Below are 19,909 nucleotides of genomic sequence, written 5' to 3'. Positions count from 1 at the left end.
AGCCGGGTTTTTTGTGCCTGTAATCCGCTAAATCCTCCCTTACCCACCAATTCACCACACCTAAACGCAGGCGCGATGAGTCACGCCTGAAGAAAATCAAAATTAAATTACTCTAACTATCAATACCTTTACTCGTAAGTAGTTAAATAATTTACTTGTGGGTATAGACAGATAGTTTACTCACGAGTATATTTGTTTCATCAAAACGAAACGACCCGCTTGATACGCTCTTTGAACAACGGTGAGGATCACCTACGTGGCCGCAAGGCCAATTAATACCAAAGCGTCAGTTTTGGGATGTGATGAATTGCAGCTCATCGAAGCAACCAGAAGATCAGCACCTGGCATCACATCCCAAAACTCACACAGGAGGTTTTTATGACACGCAGAACGCAATTCACTGGCACATCTGAGAGTCGTCGTCGTGAAGCTCGCAAGCACTTACAGGCCCTTCCAGTTAATGACTTCTCTACCGGTCTGGATGTATCACCGGCAGCGCCGAGCAAAGCTGAGCTGACCTGCAAACGTAAGCCAGCGATGAGATCTGTAGTAGCGACCATTACGACTACCACGAAGCATTACCCAAGCGTAGATAACGGATGCCTGCCAGATGTCTCCATATATAGAGCTGGTTTCAGGAACTCATCTGGCAGAATAACTGCTCGGTAATGCAAGGTCTATTAATCTGAACTATCAAACACAGACTCGATGGTGTTTTGTGGAACCCACTCTTCCATACCATTTGGATATCGAATACATATAGATGGTGGAGTTTTTGAAGTGTCTATGGCAATAACCAAGAATTTCCTCCTGTCTTTATCAAAGGTGCAAGTGACATACTTACCAACTTCAATCATAACTATCTCCTTTTTCAAAGCTAATGACATGATTTTTGACTCTAGTCATTTGAAATATAGCAACAAATGAACGATTTTGTATAAAATTAAATCATCGTTAAATGTGCTAACGTTAGTCATAAGATGCGTGGCAAAAGCATTCCACTGATTTAAACTTCCTGAATTATTTTAAGGAGTTTGCATGGAACCTACCACAGCACCATTTGATTGGCTTGATCTGATATCAAAAGCAGCGGGACCTGTTATTGCGGCATTCATCGCTGCATTCCTTGCAGCAAAATTTGCCGTAAATCGCTTTTATAAAGAAAAATGGTGGGAAAAAAGACTCGCAGCATTTACCGAAGTTATTGATTTAGCTTATAAGCTTAAAATGACGGAAGATTATTATCTCGAAGTTGAATCCATGAAAGAAGATCTTCAAAGTAGGGACTTCAAAAGACACCCACCCGAAACAGAGCGGTCGTTAACGGATAGTTATTGGGAAACTGTTCAAGAGATAGAGCGCATTGCTCAACTATCAGAATTTACTTTAACAAGTAAAGCATCATCCATTGTTAATGCATTCCTAAAAAGAAGACAATCCACTAGGGATGCCTTTAACGAGGACTCTCTGACTACTTTTGAGGCTGCCAATGAAGATTATGCCGCTGCTGAAGATTTGTTAAGTTCGTTGGTAGCAGAAGCAAAGAGAGAGTTAAAAGTAAAATAATGAAACGGGCAACACATCATCAAAGGTCACTTAGGTGGCCTTTTTTATTGCCAAAAATCATCGCCGCCGGTCATCGCAGCGATAAATACGAACATCCATATCACGTTATGAGAGGTTGAGAGAATGGAACAAAATAAACAATTAAGAGATGTTGTTAAGCAATCAGAAGAAGAAGGCATCAGTTTTAAAGATGCCTTAGAAATCTCCATCAAAGCCCTTCGCTATGAAATTCAGCGCAGGAAAACTTTTTCATGACACGCGTGTGCTGGGGGGTTATCTATTTCTTAGACAACCACCAAGATATATTTGCAACTTCAGTTACCAGTACAAAGTGACCACTTTTGACACTGCTAGCTATACCTCTGACTTCTTCCCTGACGTCAAAAGCATTGGAGCTTTTTGTAGCTGTATATTCCGCAGTAGGAAGATGAAACCAAGTGCCCTGACCATCTTGAATTTCTCTGCTGTAACCCTTTGCCTTCATCTTTTCGTGAAGACTTTCATAATCTTCTGAGCTTGCCGAATGAATCTCTACCCTGACTATGAACTGAGCCATAAAAATATTCCTTATTTTGACTGTGGAATAGCCACATTATCAATTTCCTTTGACTGTGGAAAGCAGGGAAACCATGCGCCGGGCATGGATAAATATCCCGGCATAACTACACCCCACCGGAGTCATCCCCATGCGATTAACAAACACTTTAACCGGTGAGCACTTTCTCGTCTTGAGGATGGCTGACCATAGAACTTACAGGCTAATAACTCCCGGCACTCGGGAATATAAAACCATGTCACAAGACCAGCTCAATACGTTTCGTGCAAGGGCTGAAATTAAAGTTGAGGAGGAAGTATGAGTGAGTGGATTAACATCAGCGACAGGCTGCCAGATGAGGACACTCTTTGCTTAGCTGTTGATGACTGTGACGTCATCTGGACTATGCATTTTACTGAAGATGATTTCTTTCCAGACACTGGGGATATATGCCCCAACGCCCTTACCCACTGGATGCCATTGCCAGAACTTCCAACTAAGTGAGCCCCTTCCTGCTGCGCATTCACTGAGTGCGCATCGTGATAGCGCCCCTTATCAACCTTAATGCTGTGTAGCTATTCGGCCTCTAATTTAGAGGCCATTTTTTTACTTATTTGGACCAGTCGGAGCCAGTTTGAATTCAAGGGGGTAAGTCTTCCCGTCAGGAGCTGCAAAGTCCACTTTAAAACTTTGAACCGGTTTGAAGGGATTCGGACAGTTTTTGGCGATGCATGTCGACCGCCAAGCTATGTGAGCCGATCCAAGTAAATTAGATTCCCACCATTCTTTCCATGACCAATCGTGTGGTTGGCCGCTGCCGATTTCACGTACATACCAATGGTTAAGTTTTGCCTGTTTTCCCTTCTCTGGAGTGTCATACATCGGAGATTTCAATTTTTTGTTTATCAACATTTCATCCACCTATTTCATTTCAAAGCGCATACATCAGTGTGCACTTCGACATGCTTATAAATCAATTACAGGAGTTGCCATGAGTGAGTCTACTGAACTGGTTATCGTCGAGCCTAAGAACGCGCTCACGGTATTTACTGCACCCGATGAGATAGAAGCCATCCTGCTGAAGGTTGAGCAAGAGGTCGGTTCGTTTGTGCCTGATGTATCGACTAAGAAAGGTCGCGACGCTATCGGCTCTCTTGGCTTGAAGATCGCCAAAACCAAAACATATCTCGACGGCCTCGGTAAAGACCTTGTCGATGAGTACAAAGAAATCCCCAAGAAAATTGACGCCAACCGAAAAACAGTTCGTGACCGGCTGGATGCTCTCAAGGCCAAAACGCTGAAGCCTCGCGAAGAGTGGGAGGCGGAACAGGAAAACATTCGCCTGGCTAAGTTGGCGGAAGCAGATCACGAAATCGCCCTGCTCATGAACGAGAAGTTCGACCGTGCCGCCGCCGACGCTAAAGCAGAAGCGGAACGCCAGCGCACTGCTCACGAAGAAGACTTAAAGCGTCAGGCAGTCGAGCAAGCACTGCGTGAGGCCGACGAAAGGATTCAACGTGAGCGTGAAGCATCTGCAAAACGTGAAGCCGATCTGAAAGCTCAGGCAGAACAAGCAGAACGTGACCGCATTGCACTGGCTCAGAAGGCAGAGCAAGACCGCATCGATGCAGCCAACAAGGCTGAAGCCGACCGGTTAGCAGCGGCGCAGCAAGCAGAACGCGAGAAGCAGGAGGCTATCGCAGCTCAGCAGCTTAAGGCTAAGCAGGAAGCTGACCGCATCCAGCGCGAAGCCAAGCAGAAAGAAGATGCTCGTCTGGCAGAAGAGAAGCGCATCGCTGATGAAGCTGCTGCCCGAGCTGCAAATGAAGCCCACCGTAAAGCAATCGGCACTGACGTTGTGAATGCTCTCGTAGCGCATGCCGGACTGACTCGAGTTCAGGCTATCGACGTTCTGATGCAAATCAAAGACGGCAACATTCCCCACACCACAATTAATTATTAATCAAACCGGAGTATCCCAAATGATGACCTTAGCCATCGTAGGGCAGTCCACATCGGGCTGCTCCACTAACTATTTGACCAAAATGCAGCACTCACCGGCTTTCCGAGTTACCTCAGCAAGTTTTAATCAGCCGCCTAAATCATTCCTCCAGAAGTTATTTGAACGGCTGGTAGCAACGTTAAATCAGGCAGACCAACCATGAGAATTCAATGCAAAGAAATCCACATCTCTCAGGAATTCTTCTCGAAGAAACCTGAGATCGACTTTGAGCCGCTGGATGAGCGAGAGCTTTACCACCAACTAGACCGTGAGCAGATGTGCGACTACCTCCGGTCTGAAGGCTATGGCGTGACTTTGCCAGCGGAGGACGCAGCATGACTCAGGACGAGCGATTTAACGCAGCGCTTGATAGCACATCAGTCTGGGAGCGACTGATTACTGACGAGCGATTCACGGATGAGTTGGCACAGATTGAGGCTAATGCAGATCACCGCACCACCCTGCAGATGAGTAGGATTCAGGAGGCACAGAATGACGGCTGTTTATAAAGCAATTGCTGGAGTGGCAAAGGACTTGTCGGAAGTAGGCATATCAAAGGACAGCAGGAACCAGCAGCAGGGATTCCAGTTCCGCGGCATTGATGCGGTCTACAACGCTCTCTCCCCGGCGCTGGTGAAGAATGGTCTGGTGATACTGCCACGCATAACGGAGCGGACAGTGTCTGAGCGTGTCACCGCAAAAGGCGGCGTTCTGTTCTATGTCGTCGTGAAGGCTGAGTTTGATTTTGTTGCCACTGAGGACGGTAGCAAGCACACGGTGATCACCTTTGGTGAGGCTATGGATAGCGGGGATAAAGCCACAAACAAAGCCATGTCTATCGCCTACAAGTACGCAGCATTTCAGGCGTTCTGCATCCCAACGGAAGAGACTGCTCAGGATGCTGATGCCTTTATTCATCAGCCAGCAGCCAGAAATCCAGACCAAATTCTCGCTGACTTTACGTCTCAAGCAGCAGCCTGTCAGAGCCTGGACGAGCTCAAAGGGATTTACACCCCAGCATGGAATGCACTGGCGGCATCATCGGAACATCAAACCAAATGCGTTGAGGTATTCAAAACGCGCGGCGCAGAACTTAAGAAGGCGGCATAAATGGCAAGCAGAGGCGTAAACAAAGTTATTCTCGTTGGTAATCTCGGACAAGATCCGGAAATCCGTTACATGCCAAACGGCGGCGCAGTAGCCAACATCACTCTGGCGACGTCCGAAAGCTGGCGTGACAAAGCCACCGGCGAGCAGAAAGAAAAAACGGAATGGCATAGGGTTGTGCTGTTTGGAAAGTTGGCTGAGGTCGCCGGTGAGTACCTGAAGAAAGGTTCTCAGGTTTACATCGAAGGCAAGCTGAACACACGGAAATGGACAGATCAGGCGGGAGTCGAGAAGTACACCACTGAAGTTCACGTCAATGTCGGAGGCACGATGCAGATGCTCGGCGGTAAATCAGAAGGCAGCAAGCCAGCGCAGAGCGGCGCACAGCAATCACGTCCTGTACAGCACAACCAACCGGCAGCTCAAAACAACGAGCCACCAATGGATTTTGATGATGACATTCCCTTTTAGTAGCCACATCTAGCCACCCCACTCCGCAGGTAAATCACATGATGCTAGACACCCTTAAGGTCAGTGATGACCGGACGGATTCCTCACGCCAGTACCGAGCCAATATCTTGGATGTAGTCAGCGCAATGGAATGCGCACTCGCTGGCAAGCCACATCCGCGAATCAACACTCTTACACCGGAACAGCGCTTCTGGAGAATGCTCGGCTTGAGAGCCTCTAATCAGCCACCTACTCGTGAGCGTTGGGAGCATGGCATTCAGGTTCGTAAAGCTGCTGCTGAGGCAAGAAATCGCAGCGGACTAAGCAAAGACCATGGTTATGGTCAGGGTCGCAAGATGGGCGACTAACCCTCTTTCAAGGAACACATTATGTCTATCAAGACTTATGAGATTCATAACAGCTATTTGCAGGATGCGCCGGACAGCACCGGAATAACCAGGATGGTGAGCGAAGCAGATTACCTCTCCCAAGATAGTCGTCGCCAGCCCAAACAGAAAAGATAAGTTCTGGACGGCTGCTAATGCAGGGTTCGTGGCGAAATACGATAACGAGTGGAAAACAGCTATCGAGGCCGCTGGCGGCATCGTGAAGGGTGGTTATTGATAGAAAGGCGAAAGGCCGCCTAAGCGACCTTTCTAAATAAGGAGCGGGATTCGAACCCGCGAACCGGCTTTCACCGATGGCTCAGTATCAATGAGCTGCCTTAAACCACTCGGCCACCCTTCCATTGGTTTCGATTGCTCGAAGACCTAGGTGTCTGAATCTTAGAGTTTTATATTATTTTGTCAACGCCTTCCATTTTAAATCTATAATCCTTCCAACAGTGAAGGATATATGTCATACAATCTTGCTGACCTACCCAAAGACGAAATGGACAAAATTAACGTGGATTTAGCTGCGGGCGGTGTTGCTTTCAAGGAGCGGTATAACCAGCCGTTAGTCGCTGAGATTGTCGAACGTGAGCAGCCTGAGCATCTGCGTGAATACTTCAGGGAACATCTGGCACATCACAGAGCGAAGAAGGCGACGCTTGGTAAGATGGAGATTCATATTAATGAGGGTAAATGATAATGGATTGTGACTTTATTTTGTTTGGGCACGGACACGAAGGCGCGTTGAGAAATAAAGAATACAATGGTGATGCCACTGTTTCATTTATGCCTGCGGTAAGAATTCAAGGGTTTCGCCCTGGAGAAGTTCACGAAATAATTGCCCAACAGGTCGGATATGCCGAATTCAATGTTGTAAGGCATCGCTCAGAAATGGATGGGAATGTATACCTGCTGGCTGTTGCAGACGGCGTCACACCTGAAGGGGTTGATTTAAAGATTCTTGGAGAGCACCCAAGGCCAGCGCCTTAAAATAGCCCTGTGAACTAAGCAAACGAACCTCGCAAATGCGGGGTTTTTTATTGCCTTAAATGCATGAATTAAGCCAAATACTCAAACAGGGATTGTGGAGCATGACAGGAGTCGAACCAGCTGATGTGCGGGTATCACGGCACGAAGGGACGAACATTCTTGCTGCTGGCTGTGATGTTGGTGCGGTGACCGAAATACTGAAAATTGGAGAGAAATATGGCCGATGAAATTGATAACGCAGCAGCATTAGAAGAACTGGAACGCGAGATTGCCCTTCTCAACCGGTCACGCGATTTCCTCAAGTTTACCGGCAAGTGCCACTACTGCGAGCATCCACTATTACGGGGTAACTTCTGTGATTCAGAATGCAGGGATGATTACGAGCTTGAGAAGAGACAGAAGGCGCAGCGGAGGCATGCGGCATGAATGTCACGGTGAATAGTTACTTCTGCGGCGCAGGTCTCATGGACTCCGGCCTTATCGATGCGGGCATTCAAATTAACCAGGCGTTCGAGTTAGATGCCGACGCCTGTAAGACTTATCGTGCCAATCACGGCGACCACATCAAGCAATGCGATATAGCTAGCGAACTGGTTCTGGAGCAGGACTCATGTGACGGAATGGTATTCACGTACCCTTGCACGAAGTACTCAACCATCGGCGATATTCACGGCGTGCGTACCGGCGATGAGTTGTTCCTGCATGCTCTTCGTCACCTGGCTATTGCTCGGCCTGAATTCTATGTCGTGGAAAACGTCCCCGGGATGCGGGCATTCCCGATTGTTGTCGAGGCTATGACAAAGATGCCTGATTACTACGTCACAGTGTTTTGCCCGATAAAGTCGGAGATATGGCTACCACAAAGACGCGACCGGCTAATCATTATTGGCACCAAGCGAGGGTTCACAGTGCGTCCGCCGGAGAATAGCCGCCGCATTACCCTGGCTGAAATCATTGAGGATGATCCAGACGTCACCCTGCCGTCAGCAATAGCAGCTCGCATGAACGGCGCATACCGCGACCTGCCAATTATCTCTGACCCGGACAAAGGGGACATCGCACCGACTTGTGTCGCTCATTACGCCAAAGACAAATCAACCCGCCTGGTAGCAGACAAGCGCTTTCCTATGGGCGTGCGTCCTTACTCGGTTCGTGAATATGCCCGGCTTCAGGGATTGAAGGACGATTTCGTTTTCCCGGTATCTCAGACATCTGCTTACCGGCAAATCGGTAATGGCGTGTCTCGTCACGTAGGCATGTGGATTGGCGGCGAGATGAACCGGTATATGAAACAGAGAATAGCAGCATGAGGTGACACATGACGCCAGAAGAGGCAGACAACGCAGTCAGAAGCATCACAAAGAAACTCCTCACCGAACTCCGCAGTAAAGACAACACTCAATCACTCCGCGAACTCCTCGATAAATACTCACCTCAAGCTCAGCCATTCTGCCCTAAGCGGCATGAACCGTGGCTGTTTTTGAACGTGCATGTCTATCGGGTGTTCGCAGGTAAATAGAGGAAGTTACAATGTCACAGGTTATTCAGCTAACACCTTCTAAGTGGGTAACAGAAGATGTCCTCATCATTATTACTGGCCTTCGCCCCGGAACAATTAAGCGAGCAAGGGAGAAATCATGGCTGCAGGGTCGGGAGTATCTCCATTTCGCTCCTGAAGGTGATCCGAAACCTAACAGCGAGTGCATGTACAATCACCAGGCAATTGAGCAATGGATTGAGCGTCAGGCCGCAAATCAGCCTGATGCTTTAGTCCGCAAGAAAGCTTAACCTGTTCGCCCACTAAAAGCGGAGGTGAGATGTGGCTGATTTAAAATATCCTACCGGAGTAGAAAGCCATGGAGGGTTTCTGCGGGTTTGGTTTATGTACAAAAAAACGAGAGCAAGGGAAGCTTTGGGTGTGCCTGATACGGCGAAGAATAGGAAGGTGGCTGGAGAGCTAAGGGCGTCAGTTGTTTACGCAATAAAGACGGGGAATTTTGACTACCAGAAGCAATTCCCCTCCTCCCCTAATCTAAGAAAGTTCGGTCTCGCATCAAAGCAGTTAAGTATCGGTGATCTATACGCTAAATGGTTAGAATTAAAGGAGGTAGATTTATCAACCAACAGTCTTTCCCGTTATAAATCGCGAATGAAGGCAATGATGTTGGCATTTGGTGGGGACATGATCGCCTCATCAATCAGAACCGAAGACCTTATCAGGATAAGAAATTCTCTGTTAACGGGCGTCCAGCAACTTGGTCGAGGAAAGAAGACCGAGAAGGTTGGTCGTTCAGTAAGAACTGTAAACGGTCAGATGTGCGATCTGGGCTCAGTATTGAAGTTCGGTCACGATAATGGATATCTGCCATCAAACCCAATGGCTAACCTAAAACCACTGAGAAAAGCAAAAGCAGAACCAGACCCGGTCACAAGAGATGAATTTATGCGGATCATCTCAGCGTGCAATCATCGACAAGTGGCGAACTTGTGGTCACTGGCTGTTTATACTGGAATGCGTCATGGGGAGTTGTGCGCCCTTGCGTGGGAAGACATTGACCTGATAGCTGGAACTATCAAGGTTAAAAGAAACCTGACAGCGGTTCATGAGTTTACTCCGCCAAAGACTAATGCTGGTACGAGGGAAATCCATCTCATTCAGCCCGCTGTAGATGTTTTGCGTGATCAGGCCGAAATGACCAGGATGACAGCGAAGACCAAAATTGAAGTTGTGCAGCGTGAGTATGGGAAAAAGGACATCGAAGATTGCACCTTCGTTTTTAACCCACAAGTCAGCGCCATTAACAGCCGCAGCGGAACCTACTATTCCGTCTCTTCGATTGGTCAGTCATGGAATACCGCTTTGCGCCGGGCAGGTGTTAGGCATCGCAAAGCATACCAATCGAGGCACACATATGCGTGCTGGTCACTTTCAGCAGGGGCTAATCCAAACTTCATAGCCAGCCAAATGGGACACACTTCAGCCCAGATGGTTTACTCAGTGTATGGAACCTGGATGAACGACAATAACGGAGAGCAGATTGCAATGCTCAACCAAAAATTAGGAGACTTTGCCCCATCCATGCCCCATAAGAAAACAGGATAGTATAATTATTCAATTTAATCAGTCACCTAACCAACTTACACCGACATGTTCATCACATCCTGATACGCTGCTACCAGTTTATTTCTTACCTGGACCCCAAGCTGCAATGAAATCGAGGATTTTTGCAGATCGACCATCACGTCGTTCAGACTGACACCGGGAACCCCCATCTCCAGCTTTTCAGATTCCAGTTTTGCGTTGTTCTGGGTCTCGCTGATCTTACCTAATGCCGCTTTTAATTCGCTGGCAAAACCGGCCTCTGATGCGGTATCGGTCTTTGGTGCGGCACCGGCCTGGATAGCCGTGGCCTGCATCTGCTGTAAAACGCTCTCAATGCCTTGAATTGACATGCTTTCTCCGGTTATCGGGGTGTCGGTGAACAAATGGCTTCTTTCATGGAATGACACCCTATCACATCAGTTTTTTCCTAAACGCGGTAATTGAACCTAAAAACCATGGCTTATCGGGCCATTAACTTTGCGTTAAGCGGCAAATAATGGCTCACCTAGAAAATAGGCCTGCCTGTATGGAGGACTGAAAAATGTCACGCTTCAACGATTGCGCACTTGGGAGTCTGTTTTGTTAAGAGACAACATGAACACCACCATTCAACAGCTAAATAGGGATCTTGTATGAGTTCCGCAATAGCCGGCGCAGAAACCCCTCCAAGCGGTTTTACTGCGTTGCTTAATCGCCTGCGCGCCAACCCAAAAGTTCCTATCGCCATCGCTGCTGCGGCAGCCGTGGCTATTGTTGTTGTCATGATGCTGTGGGCTAAGCAGCCTACTTATAAGGTGCTCTTCAGTAATCTCGGTGACCAGGATGGCGGCGCCATCGTCACTCAGCTGACCCAAATGAACATTCCTTATCAGTTTTCTGATAACGGCGGTGCGTTGCTGATCCCTGCCGACAAAGTGTATGAAACGCGTCTGAAACTGGCGGCTGCCGGTTTACCTAAAGGCGGCGCGGTTGGTTTTGAATTAATGGATCAGGAAAAATTCGGCATCAGCCAGTTTAGCGAGCAGATCAACTATCAGCGCGCGCTGGAAGGTGAACTCTCACGTACCATCGAAACGCTGGGCCCGGTCAGCAGCGCCCGTGTCCATTTAGCCATTCCTAAGCCTTCCTTATTTGTCCGCGAACAAAAAAAATCCTTCCGCCTCTGTGACCCTGAATTTACAGCCGGGGCGTGCGCTGGATGACGGCCAGATCAACGCCATCGTTTATATGGTGTCGAGCAGTGTTTCCGGTTTACCGCCTGCGAACGTTACCGTGGTGGATCAGAGCGGCCATCTGCTGACGCAATCTGATAATAACGGGCGCGACCTGAATGCTTCCCAGCTGAAATATGCCAATGAAGTGGAAGGCCGTCTGCAACGTCGTATCGAGTCCATTCTGCAACCGGTGGTCGGCAACGGTAACGTGCATGCGCAAATCACCGCGCAGATTGATTACGCCAGCCGTGAACAGACAGATGAAAACTATCAGCCAAATGGTTCAGCCGATAAAGCGGCTGTGCGGTCACGTCAGTTAAGCACCAGCGACCAGATTGGCGCGTCATCGGTCGGCGGCGTGCCGGGTGCACTGAGCAACCAGCCTGCTCCGGCAGCGACGGCACCGGTGACGAACCCGCCAGCGGCAAACAATGCAAATGGCACACAAAATCAGACCGGCAATAATGCGCAAAATGCAGCCACCACCGCGAATGCCAATGTGCCGTCTAACCGTCGTCGTGATGAAACCACCAACTATGAAGTTGACCGCACCATCACGCATACCCAGCACAGCGCCGGCGCCGTGCAGCGTCTGTCTGCGGCGGTTGTCGTTAACTACCAGGTCGGGCCAGATGGCAAAGCGAAGCCGCTGACTGACGATCAGTTGAAGAAAATTGATGATCTGGTACGCGAAGCGATGGGCTTCTCTCAGGAACGTGGCGATACGCTGAACGTGGTGAATACACCGTTCAACGAAGCGGCTGACGATTCCGGCGAGCTGCCGTTCTGGAAACAACAGGCGTTCTTCGATCAGTTACTCAATGCAGGTCGCTGGTTACTGGTGCTGATTGTGGCCTGGCTGTTGTGGCGCAAGATGGTTCGTCCGATGCTGCGCAAACAGCAGGCAGAGAAAGATGCCGCAGCCGCAGCCGCGCTTGCCGCCACCATGCCACAGCCTGAAGGCAGTAAACCGGTCAAACTCAGCAATGACGAGCTGGAAAAACGTAAACGTTCACAACAGCGTGTCAGTGTTGAAGTTCAGACCCAACGTGTGCAGGAGCTGGCCGATAAGGATCCTCGTATCGTCGCCCTGGTTATCCGCCAATGGATGAGTACCGAACAACCATGACTATGACCGGAACCGAAAAAAGCGCCATTTTGATGATCACGCTGGGTGAAGACCGCGCGGTGGAGGTGTTCAAACACCTCTCCCCTCGCGAAGTGCAGCAAATCAGTGGCGCGATGGCGAATATCCATCAAATTTCTAACAAGCAGCTGGCGGAAGTGCTGAACGAATTCGAGGACGAATCCGAGCAGTACGCCGCACTGAGCGTCAATACCAGCGAATATCTGCGTGCGGTACTGACCAAAGCGCTGGGCGAGGAGCGTGCGTCAAGCCTGCTGGAAGACATTCTGGAATCGCGCGAGACCACCAGCGGCATGGAAACACTGAACTTCATGGAACCGCTGATGGCAGCCGATCTTATCCGCGACGAACATCCGCAGATTATCGCCACCATCCTCGTTCACCTCAAACGTGGTCAGGCTGCCGATATTCTGGCGCTGTTCGACGAGCGTTTGCGCAACGACGTCATGCTGCGTATCGCAACCTTCGGCGGTGTCCAGCCAGCGGCGCTGGCGGAACTGACCGAAGTGCTGAACAACCTGCTCGACGGCCAGAACCTCAAACGTTCGAAGATGGGCGGTGTTCGTACTGCGGCAGAAATTATCAACCTGATGAAAACTCAGCAGGAAGAAGCGGTTATCGAAGCCGTTCGCGGTTACGACGGCGAACTGGCGCAGAAAATTATCGACGAGATGTTCCTGTTCGAAAACCTGGTGGATGTGGACGACCGCAGTATCCAGCGCCTGTTGCAGGAAGTCGAAGGCGAATCGTTACTGGTTGCACTGAAAGGGGCGGAACAGCCATTGCGCGACAAATTCCTGCGCAACATGTCGCAACGTGCAGCAGATATCCTGCGCGACGATCTGGCAAACCGCGGACCGATGCGTATGTCTCTGGTCGAGAACGAACAAAAAGCAATTCTGCAGACGGTTCGCCGCCTGGCAGAGTCCGGCGAAATGATGGTTGGCGGCGGCGAGGATTCTTATGTCTGATGCTCCTAATACTGACTCACCAGAGTCTGACAAACCGGCACCGGAAAAGAAAACGGCGGAAGAACGTCATGCTGAGCGCATCAATGCTTTGCCATGGCAGCGGTGGAGACCGGGCGACCTCAGAATGCCCGTCTTTACCACGCCCGATGAACCTTTGCTGGCCGGCGGCGAACCAGAGCAAGACGACGGTCTGCCAAAAGTTCAGGTAGACCAGAATGAATTGCTCAATCTTCAGCGTCACGCCGAACAACAGGGTTTCCAGCAGGGTCTCGAAGCCGGACAGAAACAAGGTTACGCCGCCGGTTTCCAGCAAGGTCTGGAAGCCGGGCAGCAGCAGGGTTTGCAGGAAGGTCAGCAACAGCAGGCGGTTCTGACTGAACACTGGCAGCATATGGTTTCTGACTTCCAGCAAACACTGGATGCGCTGGACAGCGTCATTGCTTCCCGTCTGATGCAAATGGCGCTGACTGCCGCCAAACAGATTATTGGTCAGGCGCCGATTTGTGACGGTTCCGCCCTGCTTAATCAGATCCAACAACTTATCCAGCAGGAACCGATGTTCAAGGGCAAACCGCAACTGCGCGTTAACCCGGCAGATTTCGAGCGTGTGGAACTGCAACTGGGAGCCAGCCTGAGCATGAACGGCTGGCGACTGCTGGCCGACAGCCAGATCCACAGCGGCGGCTGTAAAGTCAGTGCCGAAGATGGCGATATGGACGCTTCGCTGGCCACCCGCTGGCATGAACTGTGCCGTCTCGCCGCACCGGGAGATCTCTGATGACCGCCCGACTGAGCCGTTTGCTGAAAACGCTGGATGACGCGGAAAAACGCATGGCGCGCACGCCGTCAGTCCGTCGTTATGGCCGTCTGACGCGGGCAACAGGTCTGGTACTGGAAGCCACCGGTTTGCAGTTACCGCTGGGTGCGACCTGCCTGATTGAGCGCCATGACGGGCCGGTCGTACAGGAAGTCGAAAGCGAAGTGGTCGGCTTTAACGGTCAGAGCCTGTTCCTGATGCCACTGGAAGAAGTGGAAGGTATTTTGCCGGGCGCGCGGGTGTATGCCCGTATTGCCGCCGACGGCCAGACCGCAGGTAAACAACTGCCGCTCGGTACGCAATTACTTGGCCGTGTGTTAGATGGCAGCGCCAAGCCACTGGATGGATTACCGCCGCCGGACACCGGCTATCGCGCGGCGCTTATCACGCCGCCGTTTAACCCGCTGCAACGTACACCGATCACCGATGTGCTGGATGTCGGCGTCCGCGCCATTAACGCCCTGCTGACCGTGGGTCGCGGACAGCGTATGGGGCTTTTCGCCGGTTCAGGTGTCGGGAAATCCGTCCTGCTCGGCATGATGGCGCGCTACACCAAAGCCGACGTGATCGTGGTCGGACTGATTGGTGAACGTGGCCGTGAAGTCAAAGACTTTATCGAGAATATTTTGGGCGACGAAGGTCGTGCCCGTTCTGTGGTTATCGCAGCACCGGCTGACGTGTCTCCTCTTTTGCGTATGCAGGGTGCCGCTTACGCCACGCGTATCGCCGAAGACTTCCGCGACCGCGGTCAGCACGTATTGCTGATTATGGATTCCCTGACCCGTTATGCCATGGCGCAGCGTGAAATCGCCCTGGCGATCGGCGAACCGCCGGCCACCAAAGGCTACCCACCTTCCGTGTTTGCAAAACTGCCTGCGCTGGTTGAACGCGCGGGTAACGGCATCAGCGGCGGCGGCTCGATTACCGCGTTTTATACCGTACTGACCGAAGGGGATGACCAGCAGGATCCGATTGCTGACTCCGCCCGCGCCATTCTTGACGGCCATGTGGTGCTGTCGCGCCGTCTGGCGGAATCCGGCCATTATCCGGCAATCGATATTGAAGCGTCGATCAGCCGTGCCATGACCTCGCTTATTGACGACGCCCAGTACGGGCGCGTTCGTAATTTCAAACAATTGTTGTCCAGCTACCAGCGCAACCGTGACCTGATCAGCGTCGGTGCATACGCCGCAGGCAGCGATCCGATGCTCGATCGCGCTATCAAGCTGTATCCGCAGATGGAGAACTTCCTGCAACAGGACATCATGGAACGCAGCACATATGAAGACGCCTGTCTGGAACTGAACATGTTGTTCCCGGGCTAAACCAAGATAAGCGAGGCATAAATGGAAAGTTCATCGCCGTTAATCACACTTTGCTCGCTGGCGCAAAAAGCGCTGGATCAGGCGACCAGTCATTTGGGCCAAATCCGACAATCGCAACGTCAGGCTGACGAGCAGCTCACCATGCTGCTCAATTATCAGCGTGAATACCGGGAAAAACTCAATTCCACCATGACCGACGGGATTGCCGCGAATACCTGGCAAAACTACCAACAGTTTATCGGCACACTGGAAGTGGCGATTGAGCAGCACCGCAAACAGCTACAACAATGGGATCAGCGGCTGAATATGGCGGTTAACCAGTGGCAGGACAAGCAGCAACGGCTCAACGCGTACCAGACGTTGCAAACCCGCGCCAGTGAGCAGCAACGTTCTCTGGAAAATAAGATTGATCAAAAGCAGAACGATGAGTTCGCCCAGCGCAGCGCACACAGGAAGAAACAACCATGAATCTGAATATTTTGCCTGCAGCCGTTACCACGGCGAAGACCACCGCGAGCGCGGCGACCGGCAGTGCCTCTGTCAGTACGTCACCGGCAACGGACGTCAGTGCGATCACCGAGCCGGGCGCTACCAGCCCGGCGGATTTCGCCAGCCAGCTTGAAGCCCAGCTCGGCGAAAAAGTGGATCCGAAAATCACCAGTACGTTAGCCAAACTCGGCCAGCAAATCTCTGCCAAAGGGGTGGTCGTCGATAAAACAACCCTGACGCAGGCAGTGACTTCTGGTGAAGAAGACGGCAGCCTGATGCTGGATGAAAGTGATCTGAGCAAAATGATCGCCGCGATTCAGATATTGCCGACCGGCAATCTGAAAGGCACGGGCTCCGTCCCGGTCAAAGATGCCGCCCTGAGCGATAAAGATAAAGACAGCACTGACGCCGGTGCTGACCTTTCTGTTCAGTCATTGCTCGCGCAACTTGCGGCGCAGCAGCAACCGGCTCAGCAGATTCAAACCGCCACCACCGTCGCCACGCAAACAGTCAGCAGCGAACCCACCACAACCGATAAGCAGAGTTCACTGCTCGCCGGTCTGACCGCCTCTTCCTTACTGACGGCTGATGGCAAAACCGCTGCAGTAACGGACACCGATCCGAAAGCAGCGGCCGCCGCCTCAGGCAATACCGCGTCGGGCTCCGCACAACATGCCGCCAGCAGTAAAGCGGCCACCAGCAACACACCTGATTTTAGCAGCGCGCTGGCGTCAATGAGCGCAGCAGCCGGCAATGCCGCGGCTCTGCAGCAAAATGACAGCCGCGCTGCCGATAATGGCACGCAGGCACTGAATCAGCTCAACACAGCCGCCGTTGCTGTCTCTTCCGCGCCGGTTTCCAGCACGCCAACCATGACCAGCGCCGTGACCGCGCCAACAACGCCGCTGCTTAATGCACAGCTCGGTACACCGGAATGGCAGCAACAGCTGGGCCAGCAGGTGATGATGTTCAACCGTCAGGGGCAACAGACCGCAGAACTTCGTCTGCATCCGGCTGATCTGGGTTCTATCCAGATCAGCATGAAGATTGAAAACAATCAGGCACAGCTCCACTTTGTGTCCGGTCACAGCGGCGTGCGCTCGGCAATTGAAGCCGCCATGCCGGAGCTTAAAACCGCGCTGGCAGACAACGGCATCAGCCTGGGTCAGAGCAGCGTCGGCAGTGACAGTTCGCAGTGGCAGCAAGCCCAGCAGCAAAGTCAGTCCGGTTCGCAGCAAGGTAATGCCGCCAGTTGGGCAGCGTTCAGCTCCGGCAGCACTCCCTCTGCCAGCGATGCCTTGCAGGTTCCGGCCTCCCTCGCTTCACGGGTCAGCGGCAACAACAGCGTGGACATTTTTGCGTAGGAATTTGCGTAAAAGTTCGCAGAATTGTTTCAGATAATTGCTGACGGTCAGTTCGTCCTTAATTCAAACGGCAGAGCTGACCTTATTTACCCCGCCTATTCTGACTATTGAACAACGGGATAAGCGGGATAATCGTTTTCAGAATTGACTCAGCAGTGTGGTGCTTCTCGCGCCAGACGGCTCATACTTACAGGAAATCGCCTCATCCATGTCTGACTCTGCTCTCTCGGCGTCGCGTAAAAAAAAGCGGCCGTTAATGATCATTCTGCTGTTACTGATTGCCATCGGAGCCTGTGGTGCGGCCGGTTACGCCTGGTGGATGTTGCACAAGCAACAATCCGGAAATGGAACACAGACGACTGAAGTGAAAAAGAACGAACCGCCTGCGGCACCGATTTTCCTGGCACTGGATACCTTCACCGTTAACCTGCAAACGGCGGATAACGATCCTGACCGCGTGCTGTATGTCGGGCTGACCCTGCGTCTGCCGGACGAAAAAAATCGCGCTACGCTTAATGAATACCTGCCTGAAGTTCGCAGCCGCCTGCTGTTGCTGCTCTCCCGTCAGAAGTCGACGGAGTTAGCCAGCGAAGCGGGTAAACAACAGCTGGTTCAGGACATCAAACAGGTTCTGGACGCGCCACTGGTCAAAGGTCAGCCTCCTCAGGTGATCAACGACGTGCTTTTCACTGCTTTCATACTGCGATAAACAAATTATGGGCGACAGCATACTTTCACAGGCCGAGATCGACGCGCTGCTCAATGGTGACAGTGACAGTGATAATGCAAGCAACACTGCGGCTGCAGCAAAGACTGCCGCGTCTGATGACGGTGTAAAACCTTTTGACCCTACGACGCAGCGTCGCGTTGTGCGTGAGCGGTTGCAGGCTCTGGAAATCATTAACGAGCGTTTTGCCCGTCATTTCCGTATGGGGCTGTTCAACCTCTTGCGCCGTAGCCCGGACATCACCGTAGGGGCGATCAAAATCCAGCCCTACCACGATTTCGCACGCAACTTACCGGTGCCCACCAACCTGAACCTTATCCACCTGAAACCTCTGCGCGGCACGGCGCTGTTTGTGTTCGCACCGAGCCTGGTGTTTATCGCAGTGGATAACCTGTTCGGGGGCGATGGTCGTTTCCCGACCAAAGTGGAGGGCCGCGAATTTACCCACACCGAACAGCGCGTGATTAAGCGCATGCTCAGGCTGGCACTGGATGCCTACGAAGATGCCTGGAGCGGCGTTTACAAGCTCAGCGTTGAATATGTGCGTGCCGAATTGCAGATCAAATTCACTAACATCACCTCTTCCCCGAACGACATCGTGGTGACCACGCCGTTCCATGTGGAAATCGGTGCGCTGAGCGGTGATTTCAACATCTGTATTCCGTTCAGCATGATCGAACCTTTACGTGAGTTACTGACCAATCCGCCGGTCGAAAACTCACGTAATGAAGAAAGTCAGTGGCGTGAAAACCTGGTGCATCAGGTTCAGCAGTCTGAGCTCGAACTGGTGGCGAATTTCGTCGAAATCCCGCTGCGCCTGTCGCAGATCCTGAAACTGAAACCGGGCGATGTACTGCCGATTGAGAAGCCGGACCGCCTGATCGCTCACGTCGATGGCGTGCCTGTGCTGACCAGCCAATATGGCACCTTAAACGAACAATACGCCCTGCGCGTTGAACATTTGATCAACCCAATTTTAAATTCTCTAGATGAGGAACAGCCCCATGAGTGACACCAATAAACCGTCTGACGCCGGATCGGATAACGTTGACGATTTATGGGCTGATGCGTTTAACGAACAACAGTCTGCGGGCGGCGCGAAAGCGTCAACTGACGGTGTTTTCGCCGCGCTGGGTGCCCAGGACGGAACAGGCAGTTTGCAAGATATCGACATGATCCTCGATATTCCGGTGAAACTGACCGTGGAATTAGGTCGCACTAAAATGACCATCAAAGAACTGCTGCGTCTGTCGCAGGGTTCCGTGGTGTCGCTCGACGGTCTGGCCGGTGAACCGCTGGATATCCTGATCAACGGTTATCTGATTGCTCAGGGTGAAGTGGTGGTGGTCGCCGATAAATACGGCGTGCGTATCACTGACATCATCACCCCGTCCGAACGTATGCGTCGCCTGAGCCGCTGATGAGCCAGAATGCCGCGACGGATTCTCCGTACATTTCCGGCCCGGTCAATCACGCCACCACCCAGGCATCACCTCAGGCGATGCCTGCCAGTTCGGTGCTGACACAAGTCAGTACTGTACTCGGCGGCATCCTGCTACTGATCCTGTTTATCGGCTGGGTGGTTAAGCGTGCCGGTTTCGCGCCACAGTCTAAAAATAACAAACTGCTGAAAGTGACCGCCAGTGTACAGGTCGGTCGCAGTGAAAAAGTAGTGATCGTAGAGGTCGACAATACCTGGCTGGTGCTGGG

The 19,909-nt window shown here is 51.6% G+C and carries 26 protein-coding genes, 1 tRNA gene and 1 pseudogene; 24 read left to right on the top strand and 4 right to left on the bottom strand.

Annotation, left to right across the window (positions count from 1 at the left end):
- Window positions 1–680: 680 nt before the first annotated feature.
- Window positions 681–857: a hypothetical protein gene (locus tag UC14_RS26715; RefSeq protein WP_157962099.1), complete on the bottom strand. Its 177-nt coding sequence runs from the start codon at window positions 855–857 to the stop codon at window positions 681–683.
- A gap of 181 nt (window positions 858–1,038) precedes the next feature.
- Between UC14_RS26715 and UC14_RS12390 the strand changes: the two genes are divergently transcribed.
- Both UC14_RS12390 and UC14_RS27285 read left to right on the top strand, forming a co-directional pair.
- Window positions 1,039–1,566, top strand: a complete 528-nt coding sequence (locus tag UC14_RS12390) for a hypothetical protein (protein ID WP_112197785.1) — start codon at window positions 1,039–1,041, stop codon at window positions 1,564–1,566.
- A gap of 123 nt (window positions 1,567–1,689) precedes the next feature.
- Window positions 1,690–1,821, top strand: a complete 132-nt coding sequence (locus tag UC14_RS27285; RefSeq protein ID WP_255563058.1) for a hypothetical protein — start codon at window positions 1,690–1,692, stop codon at window positions 1,819–1,821.
- A gap of 22 nt (window positions 1,822–1,843) precedes the next feature.
- Here the strand turns inward: UC14_RS27285 and ghoS are convergent, their stop codons facing one another.
- Complete coding sequence (ghoS, locus tag UC14_RS12385) at window positions 1,844–2,122, bottom strand: type V toxin-antitoxin system endoribonuclease antitoxin GhoS (RefSeq protein WP_112197784.1); 279 nt, start codon at window positions 2,120–2,122, stop codon at window positions 1,844–1,846.
- A 297-nt stretch (window positions 2,123–2,419) separates the two neighbouring features.
- Between ghoS and UC14_RS12380 the strand changes: the two genes are divergently transcribed.
- The 6 genes from UC14_RS12380 to UC14_RS27280 all read left to right on the top strand — a co-directional run bounded on the left by UC14_RS12380 (window position 2,420) and on the right by UC14_RS27280 (window position 6,184).
- A complete protein-coding gene (locus UC14_RS12380; protein WP_112197783.1) occupies window positions 2,420–2,605 on the top strand; it encodes a DUF551 domain-containing protein in 186 nt (61 codons plus the stop codon).
- A 487-nt stretch (window positions 2,606–3,092) separates the two neighbouring features.
- Window positions 3,093–4,064, top strand: coding sequence for a hypothetical protein (locus tag UC14_RS12370; RefSeq protein ID WP_112197781.1), 972 nt, complete (start codon window positions 3,093–3,095; stop codon window positions 4,062–4,064).
- Window positions 4,065–4,595: 531 nt separating this feature from the next.
- Window positions 4,596–5,213, top strand: a complete 618-nt coding sequence (locus tag UC14_RS12360; RefSeq protein ID WP_112197779.1) for an ERF family protein — start codon at window positions 4,596–4,598, stop codon at window positions 5,211–5,213.
- Complete coding sequence (locus tag UC14_RS12355) at window positions 5,214–5,681, top strand: single-stranded DNA-binding protein (RefSeq protein ID WP_112197778.1); 468 nt, start codon at window positions 5,214–5,216, stop codon at window positions 5,679–5,681.
- A gap of 38 nt (window positions 5,682–5,719) precedes the next feature.
- Entirely contained in the window at window positions 5,720–6,028 is a 309-nt protein-coding gene (locus UC14_RS12350) for a hypothetical protein (protein WP_112197777.1), read from the top strand.
- 21 nt (window positions 6,029–6,049) lie between these two features.
- Complete coding sequence (locus UC14_RS27280) at window positions 6,050–6,184, top strand: hypothetical protein (protein WP_255563057.1); 135 nt, start codon at window positions 6,050–6,052, stop codon at window positions 6,182–6,184.
- A gap of 135 nt (window positions 6,185–6,319) precedes the next feature.
- Here the strand turns inward: UC14_RS27280 and UC14_RS12345 are convergent.
- Window positions 6,320–6,407 (bottom strand) — tRNA-Ile (locus UC14_RS12345).
- A 108-nt stretch (window positions 6,408–6,515) separates the two neighbouring features.
- Here UC14_RS12345 and UC14_RS12340 point away from each other — a divergent pair.
- The 6 genes from UC14_RS12340 to UC14_RS12310 all read left to right on the top strand — a co-directional run bounded on the left by UC14_RS12340 (window position 6,516) and on the right by UC14_RS12310 (window position 10,145).
- Entirely contained in the window at window positions 6,516–6,749 is a 234-nt protein-coding gene (locus tag UC14_RS12340; RefSeq protein ID WP_112197776.1) for a DNA polymerase III subunit theta, read from the top strand.
- A gap of 2 nt (window positions 6,750–6,751) precedes the next feature.
- The gene (locus UC14_RS12335; RefSeq protein WP_112197775.1) at window positions 6,752–7,042 is read left to right on the top strand and encodes a hypothetical protein; all 291 of its coding nucleotides are present in this window, start codon (window positions 6,752–6,754) and stop codon (window positions 7,040–7,042) included.
- 216 nt (window positions 7,043–7,258) lie between these two features.
- Window positions 7,259–7,468 (top strand): hypothetical protein, encoded by a 210-nt coding sequence (locus UC14_RS12330; RefSeq protein WP_112197774.1) that lies wholly within the window; start codon window positions 7,259–7,261, stop codon window positions 7,466–7,468.
- Window positions 7,465–8,352: a DNA cytosine methyltransferase gene (locus tag UC14_RS12325; protein ID WP_112197773.1), complete on the top strand. Its 888-nt coding sequence runs from the start codon at window positions 7,465–7,467 to the stop codon at window positions 8,350–8,352. The genes UC14_RS12330 and UC14_RS12325 overlap by 4 nt, the downstream gene beginning before the upstream one ends.
- Before the next feature lie 220 nt (window positions 8,353–8,572).
- The gene (locus tag UC14_RS12315) at window positions 8,573–8,830 is read left to right on the top strand and encodes an excisionase family protein (RefSeq protein ID WP_112197771.1); all 258 of its coding nucleotides are present in this window, start codon (window positions 8,573–8,575) and stop codon (window positions 8,828–8,830) included.
- A 31-nt stretch (window positions 8,831–8,861) separates the two neighbouring features.
- Entirely contained in the window at window positions 8,862–10,145 is a 1,284-nt protein-coding gene (locus UC14_RS12310) for a site-specific integrase (protein WP_112197770.1), read from the top strand.
- 35 nt (window positions 10,146–10,180) lie between these two features.
- On the opposite strand, the gene fliE is transcribed toward UC14_RS12310, so the two are convergent.
- Window positions 10,181–10,495 (bottom strand): flagellar hook-basal body complex protein FliE, encoded by a 315-nt coding sequence (fliE, locus tag UC14_RS12305; RefSeq protein WP_013575795.1) that lies wholly within the window; start codon window positions 10,493–10,495, stop codon window positions 10,181–10,183.
- Between the two features lie 282 nt (window positions 10,496–10,777).
- Between fliE and fliF the strand changes: the two are divergent.
- The 10 genes and pseudogenes from fliF to UC14_RS12255 all read left to right on the top strand — a co-directional run.
- Window positions 10,778–12,488 (top strand): annotated as a pseudogene (fliF, locus tag UC14_RS12300) (flagellar basal-body MS-ring/collar protein FliF).
- On the top strand, window positions 12,485–13,477 hold the full coding sequence (gene fliG / locus UC14_RS12295) for a flagellar motor switch protein FliG (protein ID WP_013575797.1): 993 nt from the start codon (window positions 12,485–12,487) through the stop codon (window positions 13,475–13,477). Before fliF ends, fliG begins: the two are co-directional and overlap by 4 nt.
- A gap of 124 nt (window positions 13,478–13,601) precedes the next feature.
- A complete protein-coding gene (gene fliH / locus UC14_RS12290; RefSeq protein ID WP_370447467.1) occupies window positions 13,602–14,255 on the top strand; it encodes a flagellar assembly protein FliH in 654 nt (217 codons plus the stop codon).
- Complete coding sequence (gene fliI, locus UC14_RS12285; protein WP_013575799.1) at window positions 14,255–15,619, top strand: flagellar protein export ATPase FliI; 1,365 nt, start codon at window positions 14,255–14,257, stop codon at window positions 15,617–15,619. Before fliH ends, fliI begins: the two co-directional genes overlap by 1 nt.
- A 21-nt stretch (window positions 15,620–15,640) precedes the next feature.
- The gene (gene fliJ, locus UC14_RS12280; RefSeq protein WP_013575800.1) at window positions 15,641–16,087 is read left to right on the top strand and encodes a flagellar export protein FliJ; all 447 of its coding nucleotides are present in this window, start codon (window positions 15,641–15,643) and stop codon (window positions 16,085–16,087) included.
- A complete protein-coding gene (locus UC14_RS12275; protein WP_112197769.1) occupies window positions 16,084–17,472 on the top strand; it encodes a flagellar hook-length control protein FliK in 1,389 nt (462 codons plus the stop codon). Before fliJ ends, UC14_RS12275 begins: the two co-directional genes overlap by 4 nt.
- Before the next feature lie 208 nt (window positions 17,473–17,680).
- On the top strand, window positions 17,681–18,181 hold the full coding sequence (gene fliL, locus UC14_RS12270; protein WP_037034434.1) for a flagellar basal body-associated protein FliL: 501 nt from the start codon (window positions 17,681–17,683) through the stop codon (window positions 18,179–18,181).
- A 7-nt stretch (window positions 18,182–18,188) separates the two neighbouring features.
- Complete coding sequence (gene fliM, locus UC14_RS12265; RefSeq protein WP_013575803.1) at window positions 18,189–19,211, top strand: flagellar motor switch protein FliM; 1,023 nt, start codon at window positions 18,189–18,191, stop codon at window positions 19,209–19,211.
- Window positions 19,204–19,620: a flagellar motor switch protein FliN gene (gene fliN, locus UC14_RS12260; RefSeq protein ID WP_013575804.1), complete on the top strand. Its 417-nt coding sequence runs from the start codon at window positions 19,204–19,206 to the stop codon at window positions 19,618–19,620. Before fliM ends, fliN begins: the two co-directional genes overlap by 8 nt.
- Window positions 19,620–19,909, top strand: a 290-nt coding sequence (locus UC14_RS12255) for a flagellar biosynthetic protein FliO (RefSeq protein WP_112197768.1), incomplete at its 3' end; no start/stop codon positions are given. The genes fliN and UC14_RS12255, both read left to right, overlap by 1 nt.

The sequence above is a fragment of the Rahnella sp. NRRL B-41462 genome (assembly GCF_003263525.1).
GTDB lineage: Bacteria > Pseudomonadota > Gammaproteobacteria > Enterobacterales > Enterobacteriaceae > Rahnella > Rahnella aceris.
Note: the sequence above shows the minus strand (reverse complement) of the source record. Positions and strands in the feature narration are given on the sequence as shown.

Coding starts and splice junctions, on each gene's coding strand:
- UC14_RS12325 (WP_112197773.1), top strand. CDS start 7,465: ATGAATGTCACGGTGAATAGTTACTTCTGCGGCGCAGGTCTCATGGAC.
- UC14_RS12340 (WP_112197776.1), top strand. CDS start 6,516: ATGTCATACAATCTTGCTGACCTACCCAAAGACGAAATGGACAAAATT.
- fliL (WP_037034434.1), top strand. CDS start 17,681: ATGTCTGACTCTGCTCTCTCGGCGTCGCGTAAAAAAAAGCGGCCGTTA.
- UC14_RS12315 (WP_112197771.1), top strand. CDS start 8,573: ATGTCACAGGTTATTCAGCTAACACCTTCTAAGTGGGTAACAGAAGAT.
- fliE (WP_013575795.1), bottom strand. CDS start 10,495: ATGTCAATTCAAGGCATTGAGAGCGTTTTACAGCAGATGCAGGCCACG.
- UC14_RS12390 (WP_112197785.1), top strand. CDS start 1,039: ATGGAACCTACCACAGCACCATTTGATTGGCTTGATCTGATATCAAAA.
- UC14_RS12350 (WP_112197777.1), top strand. CDS start 5,720: ATGATGCTAGACACCCTTAAGGTCAGTGATGACCGGACGGATTCCTCA.
- UC14_RS27285 (WP_255563058.1), top strand. CDS start 1,690: ATGGAACAAAATAAACAATTAAGAGATGTTGTTAAGCAATCAGAAGAA.
- UC14_RS12355 (WP_112197778.1), top strand. CDS start 5,214: ATGGCAAGCAGAGGCGTAAACAAAGTTATTCTCGTTGGTAATCTCGGA.
- UC14_RS12275 (WP_112197769.1), top strand. CDS start 16,084: ATGAATCTGAATATTTTGCCTGCAGCCGTTACCACGGCGAAGACCACC.
- fliM (WP_013575803.1), top strand. CDS start 18,189: ATGGGCGACAGCATACTTTCACAGGCCGAGATCGACGCGCTGCTCAAT.
- fliJ (WP_013575800.1), top strand. CDS start 15,641: ATGGAAAGTTCATCGCCGTTAATCACACTTTGCTCGCTGGCGCAAAAA.
- UC14_RS12330 (WP_112197774.1), top strand. CDS start 7,259: ATGGCCGATGAAATTGATAACGCAGCAGCATTAGAAGAACTGGAACGC.
- UC14_RS12370 (WP_112197781.1), top strand. CDS start 3,093: ATGAGTGAGTCTACTGAACTGGTTATCGTCGAGCCTAAGAACGCGCTC.
- ghoS (WP_112197784.1), bottom strand. CDS start 2,122: ATGGCTCAGTTCATAGTCAGGGTAGAGATTCATTCGGCAAGCTCAGAA.
- UC14_RS12360 (WP_112197779.1), top strand. CDS start 4,596: ATGACGGCTGTTTATAAAGCAATTGCTGGAGTGGCAAAGGACTTGTCG.
- UC14_RS12335 (WP_112197775.1), top strand. CDS start 6,752: ATGGATTGTGACTTTATTTTGTTTGGGCACGGACACGAAGGCGCGTTG.
- fliG (WP_013575797.1), top strand. CDS start 12,485: ATGACTATGACCGGAACCGAAAAAAGCGCCATTTTGATGATCACGCTG.
- fliN (WP_013575804.1), top strand. CDS start 19,204: ATGAGTGACACCAATAAACCGTCTGACGCCGGATCGGATAACGTTGAC.
- fliI (WP_013575799.1), top strand. CDS start 14,255: ATGACCGCCCGACTGAGCCGTTTGCTGAAAACGCTGGATGACGCGGAA.
- UC14_RS12380 (WP_112197783.1), top strand. CDS start 2,420: ATGAGTGAGTGGATTAACATCAGCGACAGGCTGCCAGATGAGGACACT.
- UC14_RS27280 (WP_255563057.1), top strand. CDS start 6,050: ATGTCTATCAAGACTTATGAGATTCATAACAGCTATTTGCAGGATGCG.
- fliH (WP_370447467.1), top strand. CDS start 13,602: ATGCCCGTCTTTACCACGCCCGATGAACCTTTGCTGGCCGGCGGCGAA.
- UC14_RS26715 (WP_157962099.1), bottom strand. CDS start 857: ATGATTGAAGTTGGTAAGTATGTCACTTGCACCTTTGATAAAGACAGG.